We start from the raw sequence: 26,640 nt of genomic DNA, 5'->3' as shown, positions 1-26,640 counted from the left end.
ACGAACTAGCATGACAGTGGAACTTAACTTGCCTGTAACAGTACAGGACGTGCGCTCGTTCTCAGAAGCAAATGGTGAACCTACTTGGTTTACAGAACTTCGCGCGGCAGCACTAGACAAAGTAGCTGGTTTAGATTTGCCAAAACCAGATAGAACGAATATTACAAAATGGGATTTCATGAACTTCCCAGTGTTGGCAGTTCATAGTGAGGCATTCCCTTCATTGGATGCTCTACCTGAAGAAGCAAAAGGTTTAATTGACCTTGAAGCACAAGAAAACCTATATATTCAACGTAATAATACACCAGCATATATTAAGGCATCACAAGAACTTGCTGATAAAGGTGTTATTTTTACTGATATTTTCACAGCAGTTCGTGAACATGGCGAACTTGTACAAAAATACTTTATGACAGAAGCTGTTAAAGTAGATGAGCATAAGTTAACAGCACTTCATACAGCACTTGTTAATGGTGGAGTGTTTGTATACGTACCAAAAAACGTGATCATTGAGCAACCACTTCAAGTTGTTTTCCTTAATGACAATGCGGAAGCTTCATTATATAACCATGTTTTAGTAGTAGCAGAAGCAAATTCAGCAGTAACATATGTGGAAACTTATGTTTCAACAGTTGAAGAGGCAAAAGGGCAAGCGAATATTATTGCGGAAGTCGTTGTTCAAGATAATGCACAGGTGACATATGGTGCAGTAGATGTCCTTGCAAAAGGATTTACGACATATGTTAATCGTCGTGCACGTTTAGCGCGTGACGCAAAAGTTGACTGGGCTCTTGGTCTAATGAATGATTCTGATACAATCTCTGAAAACATTACGCATTTGATTGGTGACGGTTCTCATGCAGATACAAAAACAGTCGTAGTTGGTCGTGGAGAACAAAAACTTAACTTCACTACTGAGGTTCGTCACTGGGGTAAAAACTCAAACGGGCATATCTTAAAGCATGGTGTAATGAAAGATGCAGCTCAGTCAATCTTTAACGGTATTGGCTATATCGAGCATGGTGCGACAAAAGCCGATGCACAACAAGAATCACGTGTATTAATGCTGTCAGAAAAAGCTCGTGGGGATGCAAACCCAATTTTATTAATTGACGAAGATGATGTAACAGCAGGACACGCAGCATCTGTTGGTCGAGTAGATCCATTACAGCTTTATTATTTAATGAGCCGTGGTATCTCGAAAGCAGAAGCAGAGCGCCTTGTTATCCATGGATTCCTTGCGCCAGTTGTTACGCAATTACCAATTGAAGGCGTTCAAAAGCAACTGACGGAGGTTATTGAAAGGAAAGTTCGCTAATGATGAATAAAGACATTAAAAGCTATTTCCCAATTTTAAATCAGGATGTAAATGGTCATAGACTTGTATATCTTGATAGTGCAGCGACGTCTCAGAAGCCTGTTCAAGTGATTGAAGCGATTAAAGCTTATTATGAATTTGATAATTCCAATGTTCACCGTGGCGTGCATACACTAGGAAACCGTGCAACAGATAAATATGAAGGTGCTCGTGAAAAAGTTCGTAAGTTTATTAATGCGCAATCAACACAGGAAATTATTTTTACGCGTGGTACAACAACCGCTTTAAATACAGTTGCGACAAGTTATGGTCGTGCAAATGTTGTTGAGGGTGATGAAATTGTCATTACTCATATGGAGCATCATTCCAATATTATTCCTTGGCAACAATTAGCCAAAGAAAAAAATGCAACTTTAAAATACATTGAGCTTGAAGCAGACGGCACTCTTAGCCTAGAGAAAGTACGTGCGACAGTCACACCTAAAACAAAAATTGTTTCGGTGTCTATGGCATCAAACGTACTTGGAACAATAAATCCAATTAAAGAAATTGCTCAAATTGCACATGCTAATGGTGCTGTCATGGTAGCCGATGGTGCACAAGCTGCGCCACATATGAAAATTGATGTGCAAGATTTGGATGTAGATTTCTTAGGTTTCTCAGGGCATAAAATGTGCGGACCAACTGGAATAGGTGTACTATATGGTAAAAAGGAACACCTTGAAAAGATGGAGCCAATTGAATTTGGTGGCGAAATGATCGATTTTGTTGGGTTATATGATTCAACGTGGAAGGAATTACCGTGGAAATTTGAAGGTGGAACGCCTATTATTGCAGGTGCAATAGGATTAGGTGCCGCTATTGATTTCTTAACTGATATCGGGTTAGATAACATTCTAGAGCATGAGCATAAGCTTGCAGGCTACGCAATGGATCAACTTGAGACAATTGACGGTTTGAAAATTTTCGGCCCACGTGACCCTATGAAGCGTTGTGGATTAGTAACATTTAATCTAGATGATGTACATCCACATGATGTGGCAACGGTGCTTGACATGAACGGTATTGCTGTTCGTGCAGGACATCATTGCGCACAGCCACTAATGAAATGTCTTCAGCAAGTTGCGACAGCACGTGCAAGCTTCTATCTGTACAATACAGAGGAGGATATTGACCGTTTAGTTGCAGGGTTACGTTCTGCGAAGGAGTATTTTGGCGATGTCTTTTAATAATTTAGATCAACTATATCGTTCAGTCATTATGGATCACTATAAGAATCCTCGTAATAAAGGATCTTTAGATGAGAATGCTGTAACGATCGATATGAATAATCCGACTTGTGGCGACCGTATTCACTTAACATTGAAAGTGACAGACGGTGTTGTAGAGGATGCAAAATTTGATGGTGAAGGCTGTTCTATTTCTATGTCCTCTGCATCAATGATGACACAGCTCATCAAAGGAAAAAAAGTAGAGGAAGCTATTGAGCTTTCTGATATTTTTTCTAAAATGATGATGGGTGAGGAGTACAGCGATAAATATGACCTTGAGGATGTTGAGGCACTGCAAGGTGTTTCACAATTCCCAGCACGAATTAAGTGTGCAACATTGGCTTGGAAAGCAATGGAAAAAGGTGTGAAATAAATCTTACTTCCTTGTTCTTGAGTGAAAGCTACTATGCCTTCACTCAAAGCAAGGGATGATTACCTAGAAAAATACATCTCAATGAACGGAGGAGAAACGATGGCTAAAAAAATGCCTGATATCGGCGATTACAAATACGGTTTCCATGACAAGGACGTATCAATTTTCCGTTCAAAACGCGGTTTAACTGAAGAAATCGTCCGTGAAATTTCAAATATGAAACAAGAGCCAGAATGGATGCTAGAATACCGTTTAAAAGCTCTTGAAACATTTTATACAAAACCGATGCCACAATGGGGTGGCGATCTTGGGGATTTAGATTTTGATGAAATTACGTACTATGTAAAACCATCAGAAGCTACTCAAAAATCATGGGATGAAGTACCTGATGAAATCAAAGCAACTTTTGATAAATTAGGTATCCCAGAAGCTGAACAAAAATATCTTGCAGGTGTATCTGCACAATATGAGTCTGAGGTAGTTTATCACAACATGAAAAAAGACCTTGAAGATCTTGGTATTGTGTTCAAAGATACTGACTCTGCTCTACGTGAAAACGAAGATATTTTCAAACAATATTGGGGCAAAGTGATTCCTTACACAGACAATAAATTTGCTGCTTTAAACTCAGCGGTATGGTCAGGTGGATCATTTATTTATGTGCCACCAGGTGTTAAAGTAGAAACACCGTTACAGGCTTACTTCCGTATTAACTCAGAAAATATGGGTCAATTCGAACGTACACTTATTATTGTAGATGAAGGCGCTCACGTACACTATGTTGAAGGTTGTACAGCTCCTGTTTACACAACAAACTCTTTACACTCAGCAGTTGTAGAAATTGTTGTTCGTAAAGATGCATATTGCCGTTATACAACAATTCAAAACTGGGCGAACAATGTTTACAATCTTGTAACGAAACGTACAGTTGTAGAAGAAAACGGTACAATGGAATGGATTGATGGTAACATCGGTTCTAAATTAACAATGAAATACCCAGCATGTATCCTAAAAGGTGAAGGTGCTCGTGGTATGACATTATCGATTGCATTAGCAGGTAAAGGACAACACCAACATGCTGGCGCTAAAATGATCCATATGGCACCAAACACATCTTCAACAATCGTTTCTAAATCGATTGCTAAACAAGGTGGTAAGGTAACGTATATGGGACAAGTTCGTTTCGGTCCTAAAGCAAGTGGTGCACGTGCTAACATCGAATGTGATACGCTGATTATGGATAATCAATCGACTTCTGATACAATTCCTTATAACGAGATCTTTAATGATAATGTATCTTTAGAGCACGAAGCAAAAGTTTCAAAAGTATCTGAAGAACAATTATTCTATTTAATGTCTCGCGGAATTTCCGAAGAAGAAGCAACAGAAATGATCGTAATGGGCTTCATCGAGCCATTCACAAAAGAACTACCAATGGAATACGCAGTAGAAATGAACCGTCTGATTAAATTCGAGATGGAAGGTTCTATCGGTTAATTTATTAGCCACCCCTAGTCACAACATAAATTGTGACTAGGGGTTTTTTGTGTTTTTACGTCGTGAAAGAAAGTGGATAATTATAATATATCGAAATAGTACTGGATTTATTTAAGATTACATACTAAAATGATAATGAGAATCAATATCAATTAAAAAGGGGGAAGGTAAATCTAGAAGATGTGCAGTACTTCAATAAGCAAGATGAGATAGTTAATCATCATTCAAAGGAGAATAGGTAAATGAAAAAGAAGTTTTTATTTATTAGTTTCATAGCATTATTTATGCTCATTCTCGCCGCATGTGGAGAGAAGAAGGCAGTAGAAGAGGAATCTTCCACTGATACACCAAAAGAAGAAGAAGTGACACAGACAAAAGAAGAATCAACAAATGAAAATGGCACAAGAACGATTGAATATCTTGGTGAAAGCTATGAAGTGCCAGAAAAAGTTGAAAGAATTGTTGTAACAGGAGCTATGGAAGCAATGGAGGATATGGTTGTGCTGGATGTTCACCCAGTTGGAGCTATTGCTATTGGTGGCAAGTTCCCTGAGATCTATGCTTCTGTAACAGACAAAGCAGAATCTATTGGTGAGAAGATTAAACCAAACTTTGAAAAAATATTAGAATTAAATCCAGATGTCATTTTAGGGTCCACAAAGTTCCCAGAAGAGGTACAAAGTAAATTAGAGAAAATTGCACCTACAATTTTAGTTTCACATATTTCGACGAACTGGGAATCTAATTTGAATTTACTAGCAGAACTAACTGGTAAGCAAGCAGATGCTGAGAAGATCTTATCTACATATAAAGCTGATATTGAAGCTGCTAAGTCCACGTTAACTGAAAAACTACAAGATCAAAAAGTAGCGGCTATTCGTATTCGTGGGGGACAAGCGTATGTTTATCCAAAAGAAGTATTTTTAAATGCAGTTCTTTATGGAGAGCTTGGTTTAGCAGTACCTAATGAAGTTGCTAAAGCAAAATCTCAAGAGGCCATTTCTGTGGAACAGCTTGCAGATATGAATCCTGATTATTTATTTGTGCAGTTTTCAACAGATGAAAATGCGGACGCGCCGAATGCTTTAGAAGACTTTAAAAAGAATCCAATCATCCAAAATATTACTGCATTTAAAAATGACCAAGTATTTGTTAATGTAATAGATCCATTAATGGAAGGTGGCCCTGCATATAGCCGAATTAAGTTTTTAGAGGCTATTCAGCAAAATCTTGTGAAATAAACGTCGCCTGTTATAGTAGCATGAGTTCAATGGAATATGGACTCATGCTTTTTCTTTGGCATAATTAAGTGATAAAAGAAGGTATATTTTTTACATGATGTTTATTTGTAGTGACATACTGTGTGCTATGATTATGTACATAGAGGAGGATGTCACATGATTGTAGTAGGATTAACTGGTTGGGGCGATCACCCTTCACTTTATAGTGGAGTGACTACTTCAAAGGATAAATTATTTGATTACACAGGTCATTTTTTAACGGTTGAAGTAGATACTTCTTTTTATGCCATACCAGCCAAAGAGCATGTTCGGAAATGGTGTGAGGATACACCTGAAAACTTCCGTTTTGTTGTGAAAGCTTACCAAGGAATGACGGGTCATTTACGTGGAGAGATTCCCTTTGAATCAAAAAATGATATGTTCAATGCATTTATTGAATGTGCCAATGAATTTAAACGTTATGGAAAGCTAGCCATGGTATTAGCACAATTTCCACCATGGTTTGATTGCCAAGGAAAAAATGTGCAATATTTATTGTATATCCGACAGCAGTTAAAGGATTTTGAAGTAGCGATTGAATTTCGAAATCAAACATGGTATGCAGAAAATGTTGTCAAGCAGACGATAGATTTCTTACGAGAACATCAATTTATCCATACGATTTGTGATGAACCACAGGCTGGTGTAGGATCTGTTCCTTTCTACCCTGTAGTGACTGCAAATAAAGCGTTGATTCGTCTCCATGGTCGCAATATACATGGATGGCGGAACACAGGAAATGCAGAAAATTGGCGTAAAGTTCGCTTCTTATATGATTATAATAAAGAAGAATTACAGCAGCTTGGGGATAGCATGAAAAAGCTTGAACCAGAGGTCAATGAACTCTTCGTTTTATTTAATAATAATTCTGGTAATCATGCAGCGAAAAACGCAAAGGAGCTACAAGGTATGTTGAATATTAACGATGTCGGGTTGGCACCTAAACAATTAAACATGTTTGAAGGGGAACTATAATGGAGTTTATTTTATTAGTCATCATTGCCTTGCTTGCTGGTCTAATTGGCTCATTAGTTGGGCTAGGTGGTGGTGTAGTATTAGTACCAGCAACATTATACATCGGCTTAAATTTAGGAATGATCCCAGATATTACACCACAAAAAGTAGTCGGTTTATCAGTGGTGATGATGATTTTCACGGGACTTGCCTCCACGCTAAGCTATATGAAATCTAAAACGGTGGATTATAAAAGTGGTTTTATATTCTTTATTGGAAGTATTCCAGGAACAATCCTTGGCGCATGGGTCAATAAAGGATTAGATTTACCATCCTTTAATTTATATTTCGGTATTTTACTTATTATTTTATCGATTATTTTGCTTGTGAGAGACAAACTGAAGCCTGTAAAATGGTTTGTAAAAAATGGTATGCAGCAAGAGTTTACTGACTCTGAGGGAAAAACCTATGTATATGGCTATCCCATTTGGTTTGCTATTACATTAACATTTGGTATTGGCTTTGCTTCTGGTTTATTTGGAATAGGTGGCGGCTCCATGATCGTGCCAGCAATGATTATTTTATTCTTATTCCCCCCACATGTCGCGGTGGCAACATCGATGTTTATGGTATTTTTAACGTCCATTGTTAATTCTGCAAGCCATGTTTATTTCGGTCATGTACCCTGGCTTTATACTATTCCAGTTATTCCTGGTGCTTATGTTGGAGCAAAGCTGGGTGCTGCGTTAAATAAGAGGATTAAATCCGATACACTTGTACTAGCTTTAAGGATTATTCTATTATTACTAGGAATTCGATCTATTATAGAAGGCATATTAGCTTAATTTGAAGTGAGGTGGCTTTAATGCTTGAAAAGATCCATATTTTTCACACAAATGATTTGCATAGTCATTTTAAGTATTGGCCACGAATGCAAAGCTATGTGAAAGAAATGCGCAATAAATTAGGGAATATCGGGGAAACAAGCTATTTGTTTGATGTGGGAGATCATTTAGATCGTTCCAACATTTATACAGAAGCAACAGTTGGGAAAGGTAATGTGCGATTGCTAAATGAGGCGGGTTACGATGTGGTGACAATCGGCAACAATGAAGGTATTACATTATCCCATGAAGAGCTCTTCCACTTATATGACAATGCTAATTTTGATGTTGTGGTTGCAAATGTATATGCCTCCCACGGGAAGAAGCCAGCATGGATGAAGCCTTATGTAATCTTAACAACAGCAATGGGTACGAAGATTGGCGTCATTGCAGCCACGGCCATGTTTGAAGTATATTATGAAGAATTAAATTGGCATATGGACGACGCTAGAAGTACACTGCTACGTTTAGCGCATCAACTACGTGAAGAAGTAGACATTGTTGTATGCTTATCCCATTTAGGCATTACAGAGGATGAGCTCTTAGCGGATGAGTGTCCAGAAATTGATGTTATATTCGGCTCTCATACTCATCATGTCCTACCAGAGGGCAAAGTGATTAATGGGGTTTTACTGACAGGTGGAGGTAAGTTTGGCCAATATACTGGACATCTTATCATAGAATATGATAAAAAATTGAGGAAAATTGTTGAAAAAAAGGATACTTTAATTCATAATAAGGATTTGCCAATTGTTAAAAATGAACAGAAAGTGGTACAGTTTTTGGAGGATGAAGGAAATAGAATATTGGATACTCCAGTTTTTACAACAAAGAAAGCCTACAACAAGGAATGGTTCCATTATTCACAGCTATCTGATTTATTTGCACATGCAATTTTGGAAAAAAGCGGAGCGGACTGTGCATTATTCAATGCAGGAATATTTTTAGATGGTCTTCCTAAGGGAATAGTGACTGCCTTAGATTTGCACCGAATTTTTCCACATCCAATTAATTTATGTACAATTGAATTATCCGTCGCTGAAATGAAAGAAATTTATATGCAATCCAAAAATGAAGAATGGCCCTATATCGAACTAAAAGGATTAGGGTTTAGAGGCGTCATTTTTGGAAAAATATTGACATATGGATTTTCCATGAATGAAAATCGGCAATTATTAATTAATGGTAAGCTAGCAGATCAAAATCACATTTATAAACTGGTCACATTGGATCTGTTTACATTTGGTTATTTTTATCCAAGTTTTAAATATGCAAAAAAACAATATATTTTACCTGAATTTTTACGAAACATTATGATAGATTATGGTCAAAGATTCTTTAAACAATAGAGAGAGTTTAAAGAATGGAATGGGGAAGAAGTCATGCGATTAATTTCAATCGATGTATTAAAAGAAGGAATGGTATTAGGAAGAACCATTTGGAATGAGGCAGGTCATCCGCTTTTAAAGAAAGATGTTGTCATTAATGACCGTATTATTCAAAGACTTCAACAGTTAAATACACATTATTTATATATTGACGATGAGATTTCTGAGGGAATAGAAGTAGAAGAGACCGTTCCACCTGCTATGCGAAATAAAGTCATCAAAACTATAAAGGATTCGTTCCAGTCCATTGATGGTTTGAATCCAGTAAATGCTTCTTATATATTAGATCAGCAATCAAAGACAATTGTTTCGATCGTAGATGAATTACTTTCTGCAGTTACTGGAAATAATGAAATTCTAACCATTTTAACAGATGCTTATTTATTTGATGAATATTTATATCAACACTCTTTCCAAGTGACATTGTATTCTATTGCCATTGCCAAAGAACTTGGCTACTCTGCTGAGGATTTACGTTTGATCGGGATAGGTGCATTATTACACGATGTCGGTAAACTAATGGTACCGAAAGATATTTTAACAAAGCCAGGACGTTTAACGAATGATGAGTTTGAAATGATGAAGATGCATGCTCGTTACGGTTTTGATTTATTACGGAATTTACATTCAATCTCTCTGCTTGTGGCGCACTGTGCTTTCCAACACCATGAACGTATTGATGGAAGTGGCTATCCAAGAGGACTTGTTGACTTTGAAATTCATCCATTTGCCAAGATAATTGGTGTTGCAGATGTTTTTGATGCGGTGACAACGAATCGTGTATACCGGGAGAAGATGCTCCCTTCACAAGGACTAGCTATTGTTGAAGCTGGCTCGGGTACTCTTTATGATGCTCGAATTGTAAAAGCTTTAAAAAGAGCTGTTGTTCATTATCCAAATGGTGTTATTTTAAAATTATCAGATGGACGCCGTGGGATTGTATCTAGACAAAACACGTTGGATGCGGCATTACCATGGATTCGTATTTTTGAAGAACAAGATCAATTGCTCGCAGCTACATATGAAATTAATTTAGTGGATTATCCTGATGTAACAATTGAAAATGTTGAGACGGATTATGTGGTTCCCGCAAAAGTAGAATAAATTACTCCTCCTGTTCATACGTTATGGAACAGGAGGAGATTTTTTTGTTTTTCCCTCGAAAAAGAATGAAATTACGCTCATATGGTAGAAGGGGAATGCGTCTTAATAAATTAACGATTTTAATTGTTAGTATGGTTGTTTGCCTTATATTATTTATTTATTATTTAAATGAACGGCTCATGCCAACCTATTTGCAATATGCGGAAGTGCAAACTACGAAGATTGCCTCATATGTTGTGAGTAAAGCCATTAATTCACGTACCTCTAATGTATTAGATGTAAATGATATCATTGAAGATATTCCTCCAGGTACGTCTGAAATGATGACGACTAAGTTTAATACAGAAATCATTAATCGTGTTCGAGCAGAGACATTAGAGCTTGTTAAAATGTATTTGGAGCAAGCTGAACAGGGAGAGCTATCCCATTTACCTGAATTAGATAATGTTGAATATGATATTAACAGGATCCAAGATGGTGATGGCATTGTCTTTTTTGTACCGCTTGGTCAAGCAGCCAATATTCCCTTGCTTGGAAATTTGGGGCCAAAGATCCCGATTCGCTTCCACGTGATTGGGAATGTTCATAGTAATGTGACATCCTCTATTCAAGAATTTGGGATCAATAGTGCTTATGTGGAGGTAGGTATTCATTTAGAGGTAAATGTTCAGATTATTGTTCCTTTCGCTAGTAAGTCTTCTACCGTTGCCCAGGATATACCTGTAGCGATGGGCCTAACAAGGGGACCTGTTCCAAACATTTATACCAATAGTAGTGACGCGCCACAACCGTCCATAGAGATACCTGTCCCTTATAAATAGAAATGTTTGTTGTGATAGTTGTTGGAGTGCCTTTAATATGTTACATTGACAACAGTGAAGATAGTTAATATTAAAAAATGTATATTTTTGATAGGGGCGATATTCGTATGACATCTTGTAAACCTACAAGTAAAGAAGAACATGTAAGAAAACCAGATTGGCTAAAAATAAAACTAAACACGAATGATGAATATAAAGGGCTTAAAAAGCTGATGCGTGAGAAAAATCTGCATACAGTATGTGAAGAAGCTCGTTGTCCAAACATCCATGAATGCTGGGGAGAGAGACGTACTGCTACCATGATGATTCTTGGTTCCGTTTGTACACGTGCTTGTCGTTTCTGTGCAGTGAAAACAGGTTTACCAAATGAACTAGATTTGGCAGAACCAGAGCGCGTTGCAGATTCAGTAGCCATTATGAATTTAAAGCACGTTGTTATTACAATGGTCGCACGTGACGATTTAAAGGATGGCGGAGCGCAAGTTTTAGCAGAAACAGTACGTGCCATTCGTCGTAAAAGTCCTTTCACATCTGTTGAGGTATTGCCATCAGATTTAGGTGGGATGAAGGAGAACCTTCAAATGTTAATGGATGCAAAACCAGATATTTTAAATCATAATATTGAAACAGTACGCCGTTTAACACCTAGAGTGCGCGCTCGTGCAAAATACGAACGCTCTTTAGAGTTCCTGCGTTTAGCTAAAGAGATGCAGCCTGAAATTCCAACGAAATCATCACTAATGATTGGATTAGGCGAGACACATGAAGAAATTTTAGAAGTCATGGACGATTTACGTGCAAATAATGTAGATATTATGACGATCGGTCAATATTTACAGCCAACGAAAAAGCATTTACCAGTTAAAAAATACTATTCACCAATAGAATTTGGTAAACTGCGTAAGATTGCCATGGAGAAAGGCTTTAAGCATTGTGAGGCTGGCCCACTTGTACGTAGTAGTTATCATGCAGACGAACAAGTAAATGCTGCAACGAAAGAACGTCAATTACAAGCGGAAGTGTAAACGTCAAGGCTGAACGAAAAGGGTGGTGTCACTTTGATCATAGTTGAAGGATTAGAATATGAACTAATAGAAGATTATCGCGAGGCCTTTCAGGAGGAAGTTTTTCAGGAAAGATACTCAGATATCTTAGCCAGATACGATTATATTGTAGGTGATTGGGGCTATAACCAGTTACGTTTAAAGGGGTTTTTTGATGATAAAAATCAAAAATCCACTTTTGATACAAAAATAAGTACGCTTCAAGATTATCTATACGAATACTGTAATTTTGGCTGTGCTTATTTCGTATTACGTAAATTGGGGAAAGTTATGAAACAGCCAGAAGTAGTGGATATGAGTGAAGTAACAAAGCCAACAGACCATGAACCTTTAGCAGAATAAACTCTTATACAAAAACCTGATGTGATAGGCATCAGGTTTTTTTTCATGATTGTTAGCTTTTGTGTAATTGGGGAAAACTAAAGCACAAAACAGCTTATCGAAGGTGTGTTGCAAATGAAAAGAGCCGTATTTTTAGATCGTGATGGTGTTATCAATGAAGTACTGACCAATCGTGTGAAGTTTGTGAATAAGCCTAAGGATTTGTACTTTTTACCGCAAGTGCCTGAGGCAATCAGAAAGCTAAATAAGCATTTTGATTATGTGTTTGTCGTGACAAATCAAGGTGGGGTTGGTTTAGGCTTTATGAAGGAAAGTGGCTTACAGAAAATACATGAACATATGGTGAAGGAGCTAAAGAAAAAAGGGGCAGTGATCCATGAAGTCGTATATTGTCCGCACAAACCTAAGTCAGGTTGTGCCTGCCGCAAGCCCAATAGCAAATTAATTGTGGATTTAGGAAAGAAATATAACATTGATTTATCAAAATCCTATATGGTAGGCGATACAGATACGGATATTATTGCAGGAAAACGGGCAGGAACAAAGGGTGTTTTCCTAGGGGAACAAGATCCATTAGCAGATGCTGTCTTTCCAGATTTAATAAGCGCTGCCCAGTGGATTATTAAGGATGTCACAGCTTAAACGTATTGAGAAAAAGGGCGTATAAATCATTAAAAAAGGGATAATTTATGAATGGAGGTGATGATGTTGGCAAAAGAAAAACGCAATAAAAAGCCATTAGATCGAGAGGAATATGGGTATGGTTTTGATATTAGTGTAGACGATTTAGCTGTGATTGGTCAAAATCAGCAAGCGAAAAAGCAAAATGATAATGAAAATAAAGACAAGCCCCATAATAAAGATAATCCATCCACTTTAAATAAATAACAATACGTAAAAAGATTTCGCAATCGCCCATGGCTAGCGAAATTTTTTTATGTTATATAAAAAAACACCCAATAAAATGGGTGTTAGTTCAATAATTCACGCAAGTATTCCCGTAATTCGATTGTTTCTTCCTCTGTGCGATTGTACACATGTTCTAAGTACCCAGGCTCTTCTACATCATCAGGACCAATAATAGCAAAGCGACCGAACTGGATATCCATGACAAGCACTTTTCCAAAGAAGCGGCCAGATTGTAATATAGCTAAATCATAACGTAGCTTTTGTCCAGCAAAACTAACAAATCTTGTTTTCGTATCTTCTACATCATCATATAAAAAAAAACGTTCCATCTTTTAATCTCCTTCCAATCCTATAGTTATGGTACTATAGAAGAGAAAAGACTATCAACTTTTAAAGATTTGAATGGGGGCTTTCCTTGTGTATTTTGTAGATCGTAATAAAATCACAAAAAATTTACAGTACTTAGATGGGCTATTAACTATTTTGGAGACAGAGGATAACTGGCTTCAGAATGATATAAAGAAATTAGCTATCGAGCGAATTGGACACAACATTATGGAGTCAATGATGGATGTAGGAAATTTAATGATTGACGGTTTCATTATGCGCGATCCAGGAAGCTACGAGGATATTATTGATATTTTAGTCGATGAAAAAGTTGTAGCTGCTGATTTGGAAGCACCATACAAAGCAGTTGTTGGCTTACGTAAAATGCTAGTGCGTGAGTTTATAGAGGTAGATATCCAAGAGGTTATCCATGTACTAACAGCCAATCTAATGGCTTTAAAGCAGTTCTCGCCAGCAGTTCATAATTATTTAACAAATGAATTAGGACCTGTTTCAGCATTTTTGCCAGAGGATCATCAATGAAACAATATAAGGCCTATTGCTTTGATTTAGATGGTACTGTCTACCGTGGGAAGGAAGGTATTCCTTCTGCGGTAGCTTTTATTCATCGTTTACAGCAAGCAGGAATTGAGCCATTCTATGTAACGAATAATTCTTCGAAGACGCGAGAACAACTGCAAGAAGCTTTACTGTCTATTGGCGTGAACGCGCCATTAGAGCATATTTATTCAAGTGCATTGGTCACAGCAAAGTATGTGGCCCTACATTTTCCAAGCAAAAAAGTAGCGATGATGGGTACAGATGGTATTCGTCAGGCACTACTCAATGAAAATATTGTGCCTGTTGAGGATGAGCCCGATGTATTTGTTATGGGGATTGATCGTACGCTTGATTATATGGCACTTGCTAGGGCCACGGTTTTTGTTCAGCAAGGAGCGACCTTTATTGCCACGAATCAGGATATTAAATTCCCAACAGAATACGGGTTCTTACCAGGCAATGGTTCTTTTGCACGCTTGGTAGGAGAAGTTGCAGATGTTGAACCAATCTATATTGGTAAGCCATCGCCAGCCATGCTGGAAGTAATTGCGACCGAACATGGAATTGCGAAAGAAGACATGGTAATGATCGGTGATAATTATGATACGGACATTATGTGTGGCATTCGATTTGGCTGTGACACCATTCATGTGAATACTGGGGTGACGCCTACAAAGATTGTCCTCGAAAAAGAATGCCAACCTACATATGTAGTGGACGTACTAAAGTAATAAAAGGATGTTTATGCTAATTTTCAGCATAACATCCTTTTTATTTGTTCAAATTTATTCATATAGGTATTTTAGAAAACTACCATAAAGGATTTTCTTCAATAAATTGATAAATGGCTTTCGTTAATTCATCAGGAGAATCTGCTTCTACTAATTCACCGTTTACTATTGCATAAAAGGATTCTGAGCACTTTGTACAATAACTGAGGCAGCCATATTCCAAAACGTCGATGTTTGGATCGCGTTCGAGTACTTCATAAGTTGCTTGAGAGCCATTTGCTAAATTACTTATACAAAATTCAACCATTGGATTCATCCATGTCACCTCACCAAAGTAATGCTACTCGGTTTTACGATTTTCGTCAATTATTTATGTTTAAGAGAAAAAAAACGTTTTTTAATAAAAGATAAAGGGAATTTGTTATTAATGGCTTAAAAATCAATAGAAATGAACAGGTTCTCGTTTATTTTGTGAAATCTTTCACAAAATTTCATTCTGATATTGTGAAACTTCTCACAATCGGTTATACTCGTTTGTGGATACTTTGTGAACAATTATTAAAAGAGATATAAAAGGAGACTATTATGGGAAAATTAGTACTTTTAGGTGGCGGCTACGGCAATATGCGTGTCATGCTTCGTCTATTAAACAGCCTACCATTAGACAGAGAGGTAGTTATAGTAGATAGAGCCCCTTTCCATAGTTTAAAAACAGAGTTTTATGCATTGGCGGCAGGGACAGCAACAGATAAAGAAATTCGTGTAAGCTTCCCAGAGCATGAACGTTTAACAGCCGTATATGGAGAAGTCGTTGAAATTAATCGTGCGGAAAAAGTAGTCATTCTTGAAGACGGACAACGTATAGAATATGATGATTTAGTCATTGGGCTTGGCTGTGAAGATAAATATCATGGTGTACCAGGTGCGGAAGAGTATACGTACAGCATTCAAACAATGGGTAAATCACGTGCAACATTCCAAGCACTTTGTGGGTTACCAGCTGGGTCTACAGTTGGAATTATAGGGGCTGGCCTAAGTGGAATTGAGCTTGCAAGTGAGCTACGTGAAAGTCGCTCAGATTTAAAAATCAAGCTATTTGACCGTGGTCAACGTATATTGAAAGATTTTCCAGAAAAACTAAGTAAGTATGTAAAGGATTGGTTTGTTAAGCATAATGTTGATGTGGTTGCCAATTCAAATATTACAAGAGTAGAGCCAGGTAAAATTTTTAATCATGATGATGAAATTTTACTCGATGCAGTGGTTTGGACTGCAGGTGTCCAGCCAGTCAAAATTGTGCGTGATATGGATGTTGAGAAAGATAAACATGACCGTCCACTTGTCACACAGTATTTTAATTTACTCGATGATGAACATGTCTATGTTGTAGGTGATTGTGCTTCATCAGATTTAGCCCCAACAGCACAATTAGCAGAGGAACAAGCGGAGCAAATTGTGAAAGTACTTCGTATGCGTTGGAAAGGTGAACATTTACCAGAGAAGATGCCAGATATTAAATTAAAAGGCTTTATGGGAGCTCTTGGTAAAAAACAAGGCTTTGTATACTTAGCTGATACAACAGTAACTGGGCGTATCGCTCGCTTAATGAAATCAGGATTATTATGGTATTACAAACGTCAAAATGATTAATTAGCTGAAAGGGATTGTTTCAAAAATCATTTTGAAACAATCCCTTTATTTTTATTAAACCGTTTCGTCTGGGACAAACCCTAAATTTTCAAGGGCCGTAAATACAGGCTTTAATTGGACATAGCCCTCTCCAACTACCTCATTGTTAATGAGGACAAGGGGGTAGAAAAATTCATCGTCTTGAATACGTGACGCATACTCTTGGTCGCGTTCATTCTCAATTGGACCTTCAATATCGATATAGCGAATATCATATGCTTGATCTGGATATTTGCGATTGATGGCTGCTTGTAGCCACTCATATGTATCCTTGGAAGATGGGGCATTGACACAACTAGCACAGATGACAGCTGTTCCATAAATTTCAATCATAGGTTTTGTTGATGGCATAGTATTTTCTCTCCTTGTGATTCAATATTGGATTTTTTCTGTTGCTAACATTATAATCATTATAAGGAAAGGAGTCGAGATAAATGGCAGAAGCAACAATTAACGACCAAGTTCAAGAGGTATTAGATAAATTACGTCCATTCTTACTACGTGACGGTGGAGACTGTGAATTAGTAGATGTTGAGGATGGCGTTGTGAAATTACGTTTATTAGGTGCTTGTGGCAGTTGCCCAAGTTCTACGATTACATTAAAAGCTGGTATTGAACGAGCATTATTAGAAGAAGTACCAGGTATCGTGGAAGTAGAGCAAGTATTCTAAGCCTTTTTAAAAAGTTCTAGCTGTTTGCAAGCTAGAACTTTTTTATTTACCTATTTATGACGCGCATGTTCTTTTTCTTCACGAATAATGGCCCACTGTTCTTTCGCCATATCTATAATTTTTGCCTCACCACCGACACTTTGTTTTTCAATGACTCTAGAAAAGAAGCGTGTCGCATTTTCAATATCTCCAATACGTCTAGATAATTCAGCAATCATATACATAATTCGGACAGCTGACATTTGTGTAGAGCTGTAGTCCTCGGTAGAATAAGATTCCATATAATAATCACGTGCTAATTTCGTAAAGCGCTCTTCTTGTCCACTATTGTTTAAGGAACGATAAAGCCATGCAAGACGTAGAGTTAGTCCAGCAATCGCTACATTTTTTTCTTTTTTAATCGTGCCACAAAGAAACGCTAACTTATAGGCTTGAATCGCTTGAAATACTGTACGTTCACCCTTGAAATCATGATGCACCCATTTTTCTGTAATTTGTGTACGTATATCATCTTGGATACCCGGTGCAAAATATTTTGTAAAGTCTTCTGTAAAGGAAAAGCCACAATGTTCACATACAAAAACATTATAATAGAGAGCATTCACTTCATCTGCATAAATAGGTTGAAAATCTGTTTCCGTATGATCTACTTTAATAAATTTTGAACGCACTTTTAATGTTGGAAATTCTTTTTTGCAATTTAAACATTGAATTTTTTTCTCATAATATGGTGAAATCTCCATATATATTACCCCCTGCCAAGAATTCGTTGTAACTATTATACCAATGATGTTTTTATTAACATGAATAAAAAATACTATTAATGTGAAAAATATGAGAATTATAACTTATAATCGACTTGAAGCTGAATGTTTGTCATACAATGGTCAAAATTGTTATGATAATACGTAAGAAGGAAGGTGATTGGGATGACAAGTACAAAGCAAATTATAGAAGTGACACAGGCTGCTGGCTTTCATATTAATGAAATGATGGAGCATAATGAAGAACGAGGTTCTTTTTTACGTGTAGTGGTGAATGGTGGCGGCTGTAGCGGGCTATCCTATGGCATGCATTTTGATAAAGAGAAAAAAGATGATGATTTTGAAGATGTTCAGCATGGTTTAACAATTCTTGTTTCCCGTGAAGATGCGCCGATTTTGATGGGAACAAAAATTGACTATAAACAATCGCTAATGGGCGGTGGCTTCACAATCGATAATCCAAATGCCATTGCATCATGTGGCTGCGGTACGTCTTTCAGAACAGCAAAGCGTGAAGGTACACCTGAGGTTTGTGAGTAAAAGTAAATAAATCCATTCGAATAATGGGCTAACAATAATAGGCTTCTTTGATTGATGATGTTGCAAAACATGATGAATGAAAGGAGCTTTTTTCTTTCTTTTTATTTTCCCGTTTGTAAGTAACGTAACTATGTTAAAAATCATCTGACACTTCCAACAAATTTTTATGACCTTATTTAGTGAAATTCAAGGCAATGTATAATAGCTTCTTTCATTGAGGTTGAATGAAAGAAGCATTTTCACTGTGGATTAACTGTAAAATTCAGAATAAATGCTTCATTCCATAGAAAGTGAGCAGGTATAATAGGTAGATAGAGGTGAAGGTTATGAGAAAAGATCGAGGGAAAATATGGTTGGGTGTATCAGGAGTTACGGTGAATGAGCTTGGACAATGGTTAGTTGTGAAAAAGGCTTATAGCGGATTGAAAGGACGTTGGTCATTGCCAGCAGGTTTTGTTAATGCAGGAGAAACGGTAGATGAGGCGGTCATTCGTGAAATCAAAGAAGAAACAGGCATCGATTGTAGAGTCTCAGGCTTAATTGGATTTAGAACAGGTGTCATCCGTGATGACATCAGTGATAATATGGCCATTTTTTATTGTCGAATGCTAGATGAGCAGCAGCAGGTTTCCATTCAAGAAAAAGAAATTTTAGAAGCTAAATGGTTGTATCCACAGGAACTAGCACAAGATGAAACAACCTCTGTGATGTTAAAGGAAATGGCTTCCAATCAATTTGAAAGACATCAATTAGAGGCGATAGAAGGGATTAATCCAGGTGATATTTTTGGTTATACCTCTTATCGTTTATTCTTTAAAAAATAATATGACTTTTAGGAGGTGACCTTTGATGGAGCTGTTTTTATTTATGTTAGAGCGAGTTGGGCTGATCATTGTGTTTGCCTTTTTAATGTCAAGATGGCGACTCTTTCGAGAAAAGCTGTTTCAGGAGCAAGGAACGAAAGAAAAAATATGGCTCATTATTATCTTTAGTAGCCTATGTATTATCAGCAGTTATACAGGGATTAAAATTGAAAGTGGGACAATCCATCCTTTAAATCAGATGATACATAGTACGATCAATGCGGAGGAGGCCATTGCTAATACGAGATTAATTGGTGTCGCCATTGCAGGAATTTTTGGTGGACCACTTGTTGGTGTATGTGTAGGAATTATTGCAGGTATTCACCGAATTACACTTGGTGGTTTTACAGCAATAGCCTGCGGTGTTTCAACGATTCTAGCTGGCTTTATTACAGGTGGTTTAAGTAAACGCTTTAAAATACGTCAAACTTTTTCCTATAAGAAAGCAGTCATTATCGGCATCTGTGCAGAAACGATTCAAATGCTGGTGATTTTAGTAGTCGCGAAGCCATTTGAGCAGGCCTTGCAGTTAGTCTCATTAATTGCAATGCCGATGATTTTAATGAATGCCTTTGGGATATTTTTATTTTTCATGATTATTAAAACGTTTATTGATGAAGAGGAGCGAACAAAGGCATTACAAACCCATCAAGCTTTTTCAATTGCCCAACAAACAATTGAGCATTTTCGTAAGGGCTTGAATGAAGAATCATGCCAAACGGTTGCAGAAATTATTAAAAGAGAAATAAAAGTAGATGCGGTCGCTATTACCGATAAAAATGGGGTGTTAGCACATGTTGGCGTTGGTGAGGATCATCATTTAATTCATCGAGAAATCATGACAGCTTTGACAAAACGAGTATTAGAGGAAGGCAAAATTTTAATGGCTACATCTCAAAAGGAAATTCAATGTCCACACACTAGCTGCCCATTAAGTGCTGCCATTGTCTTGCCCTTGAAGGTACAGCATCGAACAGTTGGAAGCTTAAAGCTTTATTTCACTAAAGCGGATTCTTTGACAGGGGTGAAGAAGGAGCTAGCAGAGGGTTTGAGTAGACTATTTTCCTCTCAGCTTGAATATGCTGAAATTGAGCAACAGCGTAAATTATTAAAGGATGCTGAAATCAAGGCATTACAAGCACAAGTTCATCCACATTTCTTCTTTAATAGTCTGAATACTATTTCAAGCTTGATTCGGACAGATGCAGATGAGGCAAGAGCATTATTAATCAAGCTTAGTACATTTTTTAGAAGCAATTTGCAGGGCGCACGGCAAATGCTCATTCCATTGAAAAATGAAATAGATCATGTTGAAGCTTATTTATCTATTGAGCAAACACGGTTTCCAAATCGTTACGAAGTTGAATTTATCATGGATGAAACACTCTTTGATGTGCAAATTCCTCCATTTACCTTACAGCCTCTTGTCGAGAATGCTATTTATCATGCCTTTAAAAATCGTAATGAAGGCAAAATCTATGTCAAAGTACAACGTGTGAATGATAAGCTGGTCCTGTTAACGGAAGATAACGGCTGTGGTATGAGGAAGGAGCAGGTAAAACAACTTGGCAAGCGTATAATGCAATCCGAACAGGGGACAGGAACCGCTCTTTGGAATATTTATCAGAGGATCCATGAAATTTATGGTTCTGAAGCGGATTTTCATATAACAAGTACGTTAGATGTGGGCACAAAAATTATGATTCAACTGCCGTTAAAGGCGACTAGATGGGAGTAGAAAAATTTGAATGTATATATTGTGGATGATGAACCCTTAGCACGCGCGGAACTGCGATATTTATTAGAGCAAACAGCATTAGTGAATGTTTGTGGTGAATCTGAAAATCTTGAGGAGTTGTGCAAAGCGTCACAGCTTGAAGAAGTCGATTGTATATTTCTAGATATTGAATTAGGCATGAACAATGGACTTGACTTAGCTAAACAATTATTACTGAATGCACAGAGACCTGAAATTATTTTTGCTACAGCCTACGATGACTATGCTTTGCAGGCATTTGAAGTCAATGCATTTGATTATATATTGAAACCCTTTGAGGCAGAAAGGGTACAAACAGCTGTCGAAAAACTGTTAGCTAAAAAAAGAGCTGCGCAAGCAAAAACAATGGAGGAGTTAAAGGCATCTCAGTTGGACAAGCTCGATAAGTTAACAGTTTATGTAAACGATCGAATTTTATTATTGAAAATACAGGATATTTTGTATTGTACCTCTGAGGATAGTAAAACGGTTGTTGTGACAGAGCAGGGGCGTTTTTTTGCTTCTGAATCATTGGCCGCGTTAGAAAAAAGACTTACCTTAAAAGGCTTTGTACGTGTCCATCGCGCGTATATTGTCAATTTAGAGCATATTGTGGAATTAGAGCCTTGGAGTAGTTCTAAATTTAATTTAATTGTGCATAACAGACATTCCATTCCAGTAAGTAGGCTATATATGAAGGATGTACGGAAAATTTTTGACCTATCGAAGTAGTTGCATTTCAACGGACAACTACTACCTTTCAACTTTAATTTCTGACATTTCAGTTATTTTACGAATAATATGGACATTCCTTTGCTATGATGTGGAAAAAGTAAAAGGGGTGTTTGCATGAATGCGATTACAATAGTGATAGGGTCTATTTGTATTTTGATGATCAGCTATCGTTTGTATGGCATTTTCTTTACAAAGAAGGTACTTAAAATAAAAGATGATACGCCCACCCCAGCCCACGCTTTGGAAGATGGTAAAGACTATGTTCCGACGAATAAGTGGGTAACCTTTGGGCATCATTTTGCAGCGATTGCAGCAGCAGGACCTTTAGTTGGACCAATCCTAGCTGCACAATTTGGGTATTTGCCTGGACTTCTATGGCTATTAATCGGAGCAGTAATTGGTGGGGCAGTTCATGATGCTGTTGTTTTATTTGCTTCCATGCGTCATGGTGGTAAATCCCTATCGGAAGTGATGAAGGAGGAGTTAGGCCCTATCGCAGGTTTCTGTACAGGCCTTGCGATGCTATTCATTATTACGATTACAATGGCAGGTCTCTCGATGGTGGTGTTAGGTGCTTTAGAGCGCAATCCATGGGGAACGTTTGCTGTAGGTATTACGATACCAATCGCCATGCTTGTGGGTATTGCCTATCGTAAAACAGGCAATTTAATTGTTACATCTACTATAGGCTTTATTTTATTAATGATTGGGGTATTTATCGGACCGCTTATTCAAGGCACAGCATTCGGTGATTTTTTAACATTTGATCGGGATACATTAGCTATCATCTTACCAATCTATGCCTTTTTTGCCGCTGCATTACCTGTGTGGCTTTTATTAGCACCTCGTGATTATTTAAGTAGTTTCATGAAGATTGGGGTATTTATTGCACTAATTATTGGCGTTTTCTTTGTTAATCCTGCTATTCAATTCCCACCATTGACAGAGTTTATTCATGGTGGTGGACCAGTAATTGCCGGTCCTGTGTGGCCGTTTGTTTCTATTACAATTGCCTGTGGTGCCATTTCTGGCTTCCATGCTTTTGTAGGCTCAGGAACAACACCTAAGATGATTGATCGTTGGGAGGACATTCGTATTGTAGGCTTTGGTGCTATGTTAGTAGAGTCACTAGTAGGTGTGATGGCTTTAATCGCAGCTACTGCTCTTCATCCAGCCGACTATTTTGCGATTAACTCAGCACCAGCTGTATTTGCTACATTAGGAATGGAGCCGGTTCATCTACAAGCATTGTCTCAAAGTATCGGCATGGACTTGGAAGGACGAACAGGAGGTGCTGTAACGCTAGCAGTTGGTATGACAGATATCTTTACAGGTATTCCTTGGTTCGCAGAGTTATCTTCGTACTTCTATCAATTTGTCATTATGTTTGAGGCGGTTTTCATTCTTACAGCCATTGATGCTGGAACAAGGGTAGCTCGTTATTTAATACAAGATTTTGGTGGCAATGTTTATAAACCACTGAAGCGTACCAATTGGGTACCAGGTACAATTTTTGCTAGTGCACTTGCCTGCTTTATGTGGGGCTATTTATTGTATTCAGGGGATATAAGCTCAATCTGGGTATTATTTGGTGTATCCAATCAGCTAATGGCAGCCATTGGTCTAGTATGTGGAGTGACGATGGTATTGAAGGTCGCAGATAAACGCATCTATGCATTGACATGCTTTATCCCATTGGCTTATTTATACATTACGGTCAACGTTGCAGGCTATTGGATGATTAAAAATGTATACTGGAATCCAGCCGCTGCAGGCTTTAATATGTTAAATGGGATTTTATCTGTTATCATGTTAATGCTTGGCTTCTTAATTGTGCTGACAGCATTTAAAAAATGGGCACAGCTTTGGAAATCACCAAAGTTTTTAGTAGCTCAATCAACTTCATAAAATCATAGAAACTATTGAAGATAAGCATTTGTCTTCAATAGTTTTTGCATCTACGACGAAGGAGAAGCAAATACCCGCGGAAGAAGCATATACCCCTAAATTCAAAGATCAACCATAGATGATCGATTGATGATTTTCCTAAATATGACGAACAAGCGAAAACAAGGATATGTTCATTGAAAGCGGTGTCGTAATCATGTAAACTAATGAGAGGAAAACGGAGGTTATACATACATGGATGGTCCAGTTTCATTAGTGCAGTTAATCATTTCTATTTTGTTATTTTTCGTCATGTTCTTTGGTATCGGATTCTTGTTAAATATGCTGTTACGGATGACATGGTTAATGGCAATTGTGTATCCAATTGTTGTCATCTTTATTGTAGATGAAGTAAGCTTCTTAGATTATATTTTTAAGCCAGGCTCTGCATTCCCAGCATTAATTGATAAATTACAGGCACTTCAGTTTGTGGATATTGCTATTTTATCAGGTGGCTTTGCGGGTTCTATTGTGGCTGGTATCGTGATGATTTATTTACGTAAAAGTGGCTATCGAATGTTCTAACGTGCTTAGTATTCTTTCTTCAATTGAAGAAAGAATACTTTTTTTATACAAAAAAACACAGCCTCCTCTAGAGGATGTGTTGATGTCTGTTAGATGAAAAACTCGTAGGCTATGATGGCGATAAAAATACCCGTTAGAGCCCCAAAAAATACTTCACTTCGTTTATGGCCTAATAATGTTTTTAATTCCTCCATTTTTTCTTGTCCGTCCATCTGTGGCCATTTTTTTAAATCATGAAGCAATGTTTGGAAATCCTTACGCAGTTGATTTAAAATGGCTGCATGCTGACCTGCTTGGTAACGAACACCACTAGCATCATACATCACGATAATGGAAAACATTGCGGCTACCGCAAAAATGGGGGATTCCAAACCCGTCTCATAGGCAATTGAGGTTGCCAATCCAGTGACAGAAGCAGAGTGAGAACTAGGCATTCCACCTGTTGAGGTAAAAAGTCCCCATTTTACTTGTCTGGTCATTAAAAAATGAATGGGGATTTTAACAAACTGTGCAAAGAGAACCGCAAAGAGGGCAATTAGTAATGGGGTATTGTGGAGTAAACTCAATTTCATCACAACCTTCGCAAATAATTGCTTTTATTATAACATTCATTATTTTCTAAAAGAAGATATAGGCAAATATTACGCGCTTTTCAGAAACTTCGTTATAATAGTATATGGAATGGAGGAATTTACATGCATATTGTAAAAGAAGCAAAAACATTTGATACGATTTCTACTGAACTATTAGTGGTAGGAGTCACAAAACATCGTGAACAAATGCAGGACTGGGCAAGCTTTTCATCTTTTTACGGTGAAGCCCTTGATACATGGATTAGTGCAGGAGACGTCTCAACTGAATTAAAGAAACTAACGAAATTACCATTTGTGAAAGACCATGCCAACCTGAAACGCATTGTATTTGTAGGTTTAGATGAGCGTAAAAACCTCACAGAAGGTGATATTCGCACAGCATTTGGTTTAGTGGGAAAAGAATTAAGATCTTTAAAAGTAAAAGAGTATTCCATCTGGCTTGAATCATTTACAACAGAGTCAATTTCAACAGCAGATGTAGCATTTTTAGCGGGTGAAGGAATTGGCCTTGGCTATTATGCTGTCCCACATTATAAAACAACTTCAAACGAAGTAGATAAACGTATTGATGCTGTTCACCTTGTGACTACAGCAGAGGATTTAGATGAAGTGGTAGCAAGCTTTGAGGTAGGTGTGATTTATGCAGATGCTGTCAATGAAGCTCGTAGCTTAATTAATTTACCTCCAAACCTACTAACAGCTACGGATTTAGCTAACTATGCACAATCTCTTGCTGTGGAATACGATTTTGAAGTAGAGATATTAGATAAAGCACAATTAGAGGAACTAGGTATGGGTGGTATATTATGTGTTAACCAAGGCTCTTATGAAGAACCACGATTAATTACCTTAAAATATAAAGCGACTGAAGATTTTGAAGATCCAATTGGCCTTGTTGGTAAGGGTGTAACGTATGATACAGGCGGCTATTCTTTAAAACCAAAGGACTCTATGGTTGGTATGAAAGGTGATATGGGCGGTGCCGCTGCTGTACTTGGTGCGATGAAAATTATCGGTGAATTACGTCCAAATAAAAATGTTGTAGCCGTTATCGGTTCTACAGATAATATGGTGTCTGATACAGCGTTTAAACCAGATGATGTGATTACGACGTACAGCGGAAAAACGGTAGAAGTATTAAATACGGATGCTGAAGGGCGTTTAGTTCTGGCAGATGCAACTACATATGCTAAACAGCAAGGGGCTACATCACTGATTGATGTTGCTACTTTAACTGGAGGCGTTATTACTGCACTAGGTATGGATAAAACAGGTGCTCTTGCAAATGATGATGCATTTTTTGAAGCATTTATGGAAGCTGCAAAAGAGACCGACGAATTTGTTTGGCGTATGCCTTTAACAGAAAATGATAAAAAACGAATTCGAAAATCAGATGTAGCTGATTTAAATAATTCACCTGGTCGTGATGGTCATATGATTTTCGGCGGCGGTTTTGTGGGCGAATTTGTTGGTGATACACCATGGATTCACCTGGATATAGCAGGCACATCTGATGCAGTAGCTGTACATGATTTAGGACCAAAGGGTGGTACTGGTGTTATGGTCCGTACACTCGCGAATTTTGTCCAACGTTTAGGGGAAGAAAAATAATAAAGCATGTCAATCAGCGGGAGTTTATTCTCGCTGATTTTTTGTGATTTATGCACTAATCCCGATAGAATAGGCATTCTACATATGATAGATGTATCTTCCTTCATACGATAGAGTAAAAA

30 protein-coding genes are annotated in these 26,640 nt (G+C 37.5%); 25 read left to right on the top strand and 5 right to left on the bottom strand.

Annotated features, from left to right (window positions below; translation table 11 throughout):
- The first annotated feature begins 10 nt into the window (after window positions 1–10).
- The 14 genes from sufD to MKY76_RS18255 all read left to right on the top strand — a co-directional run bounded on the left by sufD (window position 11) and on the right by MKY76_RS18255 (window position 13,184).
- Window positions 11–1,318 carry a Fe-S cluster assembly protein SufD gene (gene sufD, locus MKY76_RS18320; RefSeq protein WP_048394394.1) on the top strand — a complete coding sequence of 436 codons (1,308 nt, stop codon included), beginning with the start codon at window positions 11–13 and terminating at the stop codon, window positions 1,316–1,318.
- Complete coding sequence (locus tag MKY76_RS18315; protein ID WP_257962013.1) at window positions 1,318–2,547, top strand: cysteine desulfurase; 1,230 nt, start codon at window positions 1,318–1,320, stop codon at window positions 2,545–2,547. The genes sufD and MKY76_RS18315 overlap by 1 nt, the downstream gene beginning before the upstream one ends.
- Window positions 2,537–2,962 (top strand): Fe-S cluster assembly sulfur transfer protein SufU, encoded by a 426-nt coding sequence (sufU, locus tag MKY76_RS18310; RefSeq protein ID WP_016993621.1) that lies wholly within the window; start codon window positions 2,537–2,539, stop codon window positions 2,960–2,962. The genes MKY76_RS18315 and sufU overlap by 11 nt, the downstream gene beginning before the upstream one ends.
- A 99-nt stretch (window positions 2,963–3,061) precedes the next feature.
- On the top strand, window positions 3,062–4,459 hold the full coding sequence (sufB, locus tag MKY76_RS18305) for a Fe-S cluster assembly protein SufB (RefSeq protein ID WP_016993620.1): 1,398 nt from the start codon (window positions 3,062–3,064) through the stop codon (window positions 4,457–4,459).
- A gap of 242 nt (window positions 4,460–4,701) precedes the next feature.
- Window positions 4,702–5,700 (top strand): ABC transporter substrate-binding protein, encoded by a 999-nt coding sequence (locus tag MKY76_RS18300; RefSeq protein ID WP_342556924.1) that lies wholly within the window; start codon window positions 4,702–4,704, stop codon window positions 5,698–5,700.
- Window positions 5,701–5,856: 156 nt separating this feature from the next.
- Window positions 5,857–6,714, top strand: a complete 858-nt coding sequence (locus tag MKY76_RS18295; RefSeq protein ID WP_054549447.1) for a DUF72 domain-containing protein — start codon at window positions 5,857–5,859, stop codon at window positions 6,712–6,714.
- Window positions 6,714–7,538 (top strand): sulfite exporter TauE/SafE family protein, encoded by an 825-nt coding sequence (locus tag MKY76_RS18290; RefSeq protein WP_054549446.1) that lies wholly within the window; start codon window positions 6,714–6,716, stop codon window positions 7,536–7,538. Before MKY76_RS18295 ends, MKY76_RS18290 begins: the two co-directional genes overlap by 1 nt.
- Window positions 7,539–7,558: 20 nt before the next feature.
- A complete protein-coding gene (locus MKY76_RS18285; protein ID WP_048394403.1) occupies window positions 7,559–8,926 on the top strand; it encodes a bifunctional UDP-sugar hydrolase/5'-nucleotidase in 1,368 nt (455 codons plus the stop codon).
- A gap of 33 nt (window positions 8,927–8,959) precedes the next feature.
- Window positions 8,960–10,069: an HD-GYP domain-containing protein gene (locus MKY76_RS18280; protein WP_066038192.1), complete on the top strand. Its 1,110-nt coding sequence runs from the start codon at window positions 8,960–8,962 to the stop codon at window positions 10,067–10,069.
- Between the two features lie 23 nt (window positions 10,070–10,092).
- Window positions 10,093–10,890, top strand: a complete 798-nt coding sequence (gene yunB / locus MKY76_RS18275) for a sporulation protein YunB (protein ID WP_048394406.1) — start codon at window positions 10,093–10,095, stop codon at window positions 10,888–10,890.
- A gap of 107 nt (window positions 10,891–10,997) precedes the next feature.
- Window positions 10,998–11,915, top strand: a complete 918-nt coding sequence (lipA, locus tag MKY76_RS18270) for a lipoyl synthase (protein WP_004228269.1) — start codon at window positions 10,998–11,000, stop codon at window positions 11,913–11,915.
- Between the two features lie 33 nt (window positions 11,916–11,948).
- Entirely contained in the window at window positions 11,949–12,296 is a 348-nt protein-coding gene (locus MKY76_RS18265; RefSeq protein WP_004228271.1) for a YutD family protein, read from the top strand.
- Between the two features lie 114 nt (window positions 12,297–12,410).
- A complete protein-coding gene (locus tag MKY76_RS18260; protein WP_054549444.1) occupies window positions 12,411–12,938 on the top strand; it encodes an HAD family hydrolase in 528 nt (175 codons plus the stop codon).
- A gap of 51 nt (window positions 12,939–12,989) precedes the next feature.
- Window positions 12,990–13,184, top strand: coding sequence for a hypothetical protein (locus MKY76_RS18255; protein ID WP_175400780.1), 195 nt, complete (start codon window positions 12,990–12,992; stop codon window positions 13,182–13,184).
- Window positions 13,185–13,267: 83 nt separating this feature from the next.
- Here the strand turns inward: MKY76_RS18255 and MKY76_RS18250 are convergent, their stop codons facing one another.
- On the bottom strand, window positions 13,268–13,534 hold the full coding sequence (locus MKY76_RS18250; RefSeq protein WP_009371988.1) for a DUF3055 domain-containing protein: 267 nt from the start codon (window positions 13,532–13,534) through the stop codon (window positions 13,268–13,270).
- An 88-nt stretch (window positions 13,535–13,622) separates the two neighbouring features.
- Between MKY76_RS18250 and MKY76_RS18245 the strand changes: the two genes are divergently transcribed.
- Together MKY76_RS18245 and MKY76_RS18240 are read left to right on the top strand one after the other, a co-directional pair.
- On the top strand, window positions 13,623–14,075 hold the full coding sequence (locus tag MKY76_RS18245) for a DUF86 domain-containing protein (RefSeq protein ID WP_048394413.1): 453 nt from the start codon (window positions 13,623–13,625) through the stop codon (window positions 14,073–14,075).
- Window positions 14,072–14,824 carry a TIGR01457 family HAD-type hydrolase gene (locus tag MKY76_RS18240; protein ID WP_066038189.1) on the top strand — a complete coding sequence of 251 codons (753 nt, stop codon included), beginning with the start codon at window positions 14,072–14,074 and terminating at the stop codon, window positions 14,822–14,824. The genes MKY76_RS18245 and MKY76_RS18240 overlap by 4 nt, the downstream gene beginning before the upstream one ends.
- Before the next feature lie 79 nt (window positions 14,825–14,903).
- On the opposite strand, the gene MKY76_RS18235 is transcribed toward MKY76_RS18240, so the two are convergent.
- Entirely contained in the window at window positions 14,904–15,140 is a 237-nt protein-coding gene (locus tag MKY76_RS18235) for a YuzB family protein (RefSeq protein ID WP_004228286.1), read from the bottom strand.
- Window positions 15,141–15,409: 269 nt separating this feature from the next.
- Between MKY76_RS18235 and MKY76_RS18230 the strand changes: the two genes are divergently transcribed.
- Window positions 15,410–16,474: an NAD(P)/FAD-dependent oxidoreductase gene (locus MKY76_RS18230; RefSeq protein ID WP_004228288.1), complete on the top strand. Its 1,065-nt coding sequence runs from the start codon at window positions 15,410–15,412 to the stop codon at window positions 16,472–16,474.
- A gap of 54 nt (window positions 16,475–16,528) precedes the next feature.
- Here MKY76_RS18230 and MKY76_RS18225 read toward each other — a convergent pair whose 3' ends face one another.
- A complete protein-coding gene (locus tag MKY76_RS18225) occupies window positions 16,529–16,864 on the bottom strand; it encodes a YuzD family protein (protein WP_054549443.1) in 336 nt (111 codons plus the stop codon).
- A gap of 83 nt (window positions 16,865–16,947) precedes the next feature.
- Between MKY76_RS18225 and MKY76_RS18220 the strand changes: the two genes are divergently transcribed.
- Entirely contained in the window at window positions 16,948–17,184 is a 237-nt protein-coding gene (locus tag MKY76_RS18220) for a NifU family protein (RefSeq protein WP_004228295.1), read from the top strand.
- Between the two features lie 50 nt (window positions 17,185–17,234).
- On the opposite strand, the gene MKY76_RS18215 is transcribed toward MKY76_RS18220, so the two are convergent.
- On the bottom strand, window positions 17,235–17,927 hold the full coding sequence (locus tag MKY76_RS18215; protein ID WP_342556923.1) for a DUF2225 domain-containing protein: 693 nt from the start codon (window positions 17,925–17,927) through the stop codon (window positions 17,235–17,237).
- A 186-nt stretch (window positions 17,928–18,113) separates the two neighbouring features.
- Here MKY76_RS18215 and MKY76_RS18210 point away from each other — a divergent pair, with 186 nt between their 5' ends.
- From MKY76_RS18210 to MKY76_RS18185, 6 genes are all read left to right on the top strand, one after another.
- Window positions 18,114–18,488 carry an iron-sulfur cluster assembly accessory protein gene (locus MKY76_RS18210; RefSeq protein WP_269897702.1) on the top strand — a complete coding sequence of 125 codons (375 nt, stop codon included), beginning with the start codon at window positions 18,114–18,116 and terminating at the stop codon, window positions 18,486–18,488.
- A gap of 326 nt (window positions 18,489–18,814) precedes the next feature.
- The gene (locus MKY76_RS18205; protein WP_036078588.1) at window positions 18,815–19,312 is read left to right on the top strand and encodes an NUDIX hydrolase; all 498 of its coding nucleotides are present in this window, start codon (window positions 18,815–18,817) and stop codon (window positions 19,310–19,312) included.
- Between the two features lie 25 nt (window positions 19,313–19,337).
- Window positions 19,338–21,089 (top strand): sensor histidine kinase, encoded by a 1,752-nt coding sequence (locus MKY76_RS18200; RefSeq protein WP_257962018.1) that lies wholly within the window; start codon window positions 19,338–19,340, stop codon window positions 21,087–21,089.
- A 6-nt stretch (window positions 21,090–21,095) separates the two neighbouring features.
- Window positions 21,096–21,839 carry a LytTR family DNA-binding domain-containing protein gene (locus MKY76_RS18195; RefSeq protein ID WP_054549438.1) on the top strand — a complete coding sequence of 248 codons (744 nt, stop codon included), beginning with the start codon at window positions 21,096–21,098 and terminating at the stop codon, window positions 21,837–21,839.
- A 117-nt stretch (window positions 21,840–21,956) separates the two neighbouring features.
- Window positions 21,957–23,750, top strand: coding sequence for a carbon starvation protein A (locus tag MKY76_RS18190; protein ID WP_004228334.1), 1,794 nt, complete (start codon window positions 21,957–21,959; stop codon window positions 23,748–23,750).
- A 234-nt stretch (window positions 23,751–23,984) separates the two neighbouring features.
- On the top strand, window positions 23,985–24,314 hold the full coding sequence (locus MKY76_RS18185) for a YuiB family protein (RefSeq protein WP_004228336.1): 330 nt from the start codon (window positions 23,985–23,987) through the stop codon (window positions 24,312–24,314).
- Window positions 24,315–24,403: 89 nt separating this feature from the next.
- On the opposite strand, the gene MKY76_RS18180 is transcribed toward MKY76_RS18185, so the two are convergent.
- Complete coding sequence (locus MKY76_RS18180; protein ID WP_048394429.1) at window positions 24,404–24,886, bottom strand: divergent PAP2 family protein; 483 nt, start codon at window positions 24,884–24,886, stop codon at window positions 24,404–24,406.
- A gap of 123 nt (window positions 24,887–25,009) precedes the next feature.
- Here MKY76_RS18180 and MKY76_RS18175 point away from each other — a divergent pair, with 123 nt between their 5' ends.
- Window positions 25,010–26,518 (top strand): leucyl aminopeptidase, encoded by a 1,509-nt coding sequence (locus MKY76_RS18175; protein WP_257962020.1) that lies wholly within the window; start codon window positions 25,010–25,012, stop codon window positions 26,516–26,518.
- The last annotated feature ends 122 nt before the right edge of the window (window positions 26,519–26,640 follow it).

Origin of the sequence: Lysinibacillus sp. FSL P4-0201 (genome assembly GCF_038593425.1) — a bacterium.
GTDB lineage: Bacteria > Bacillota > Bacilli > Bacillales_A > Planococcaceae > Lysinibacillus > Lysinibacillus capsici.
Note: the sequence above shows the minus strand (reverse complement) of the source record. Positions and strands in the feature narration are given on the sequence as shown.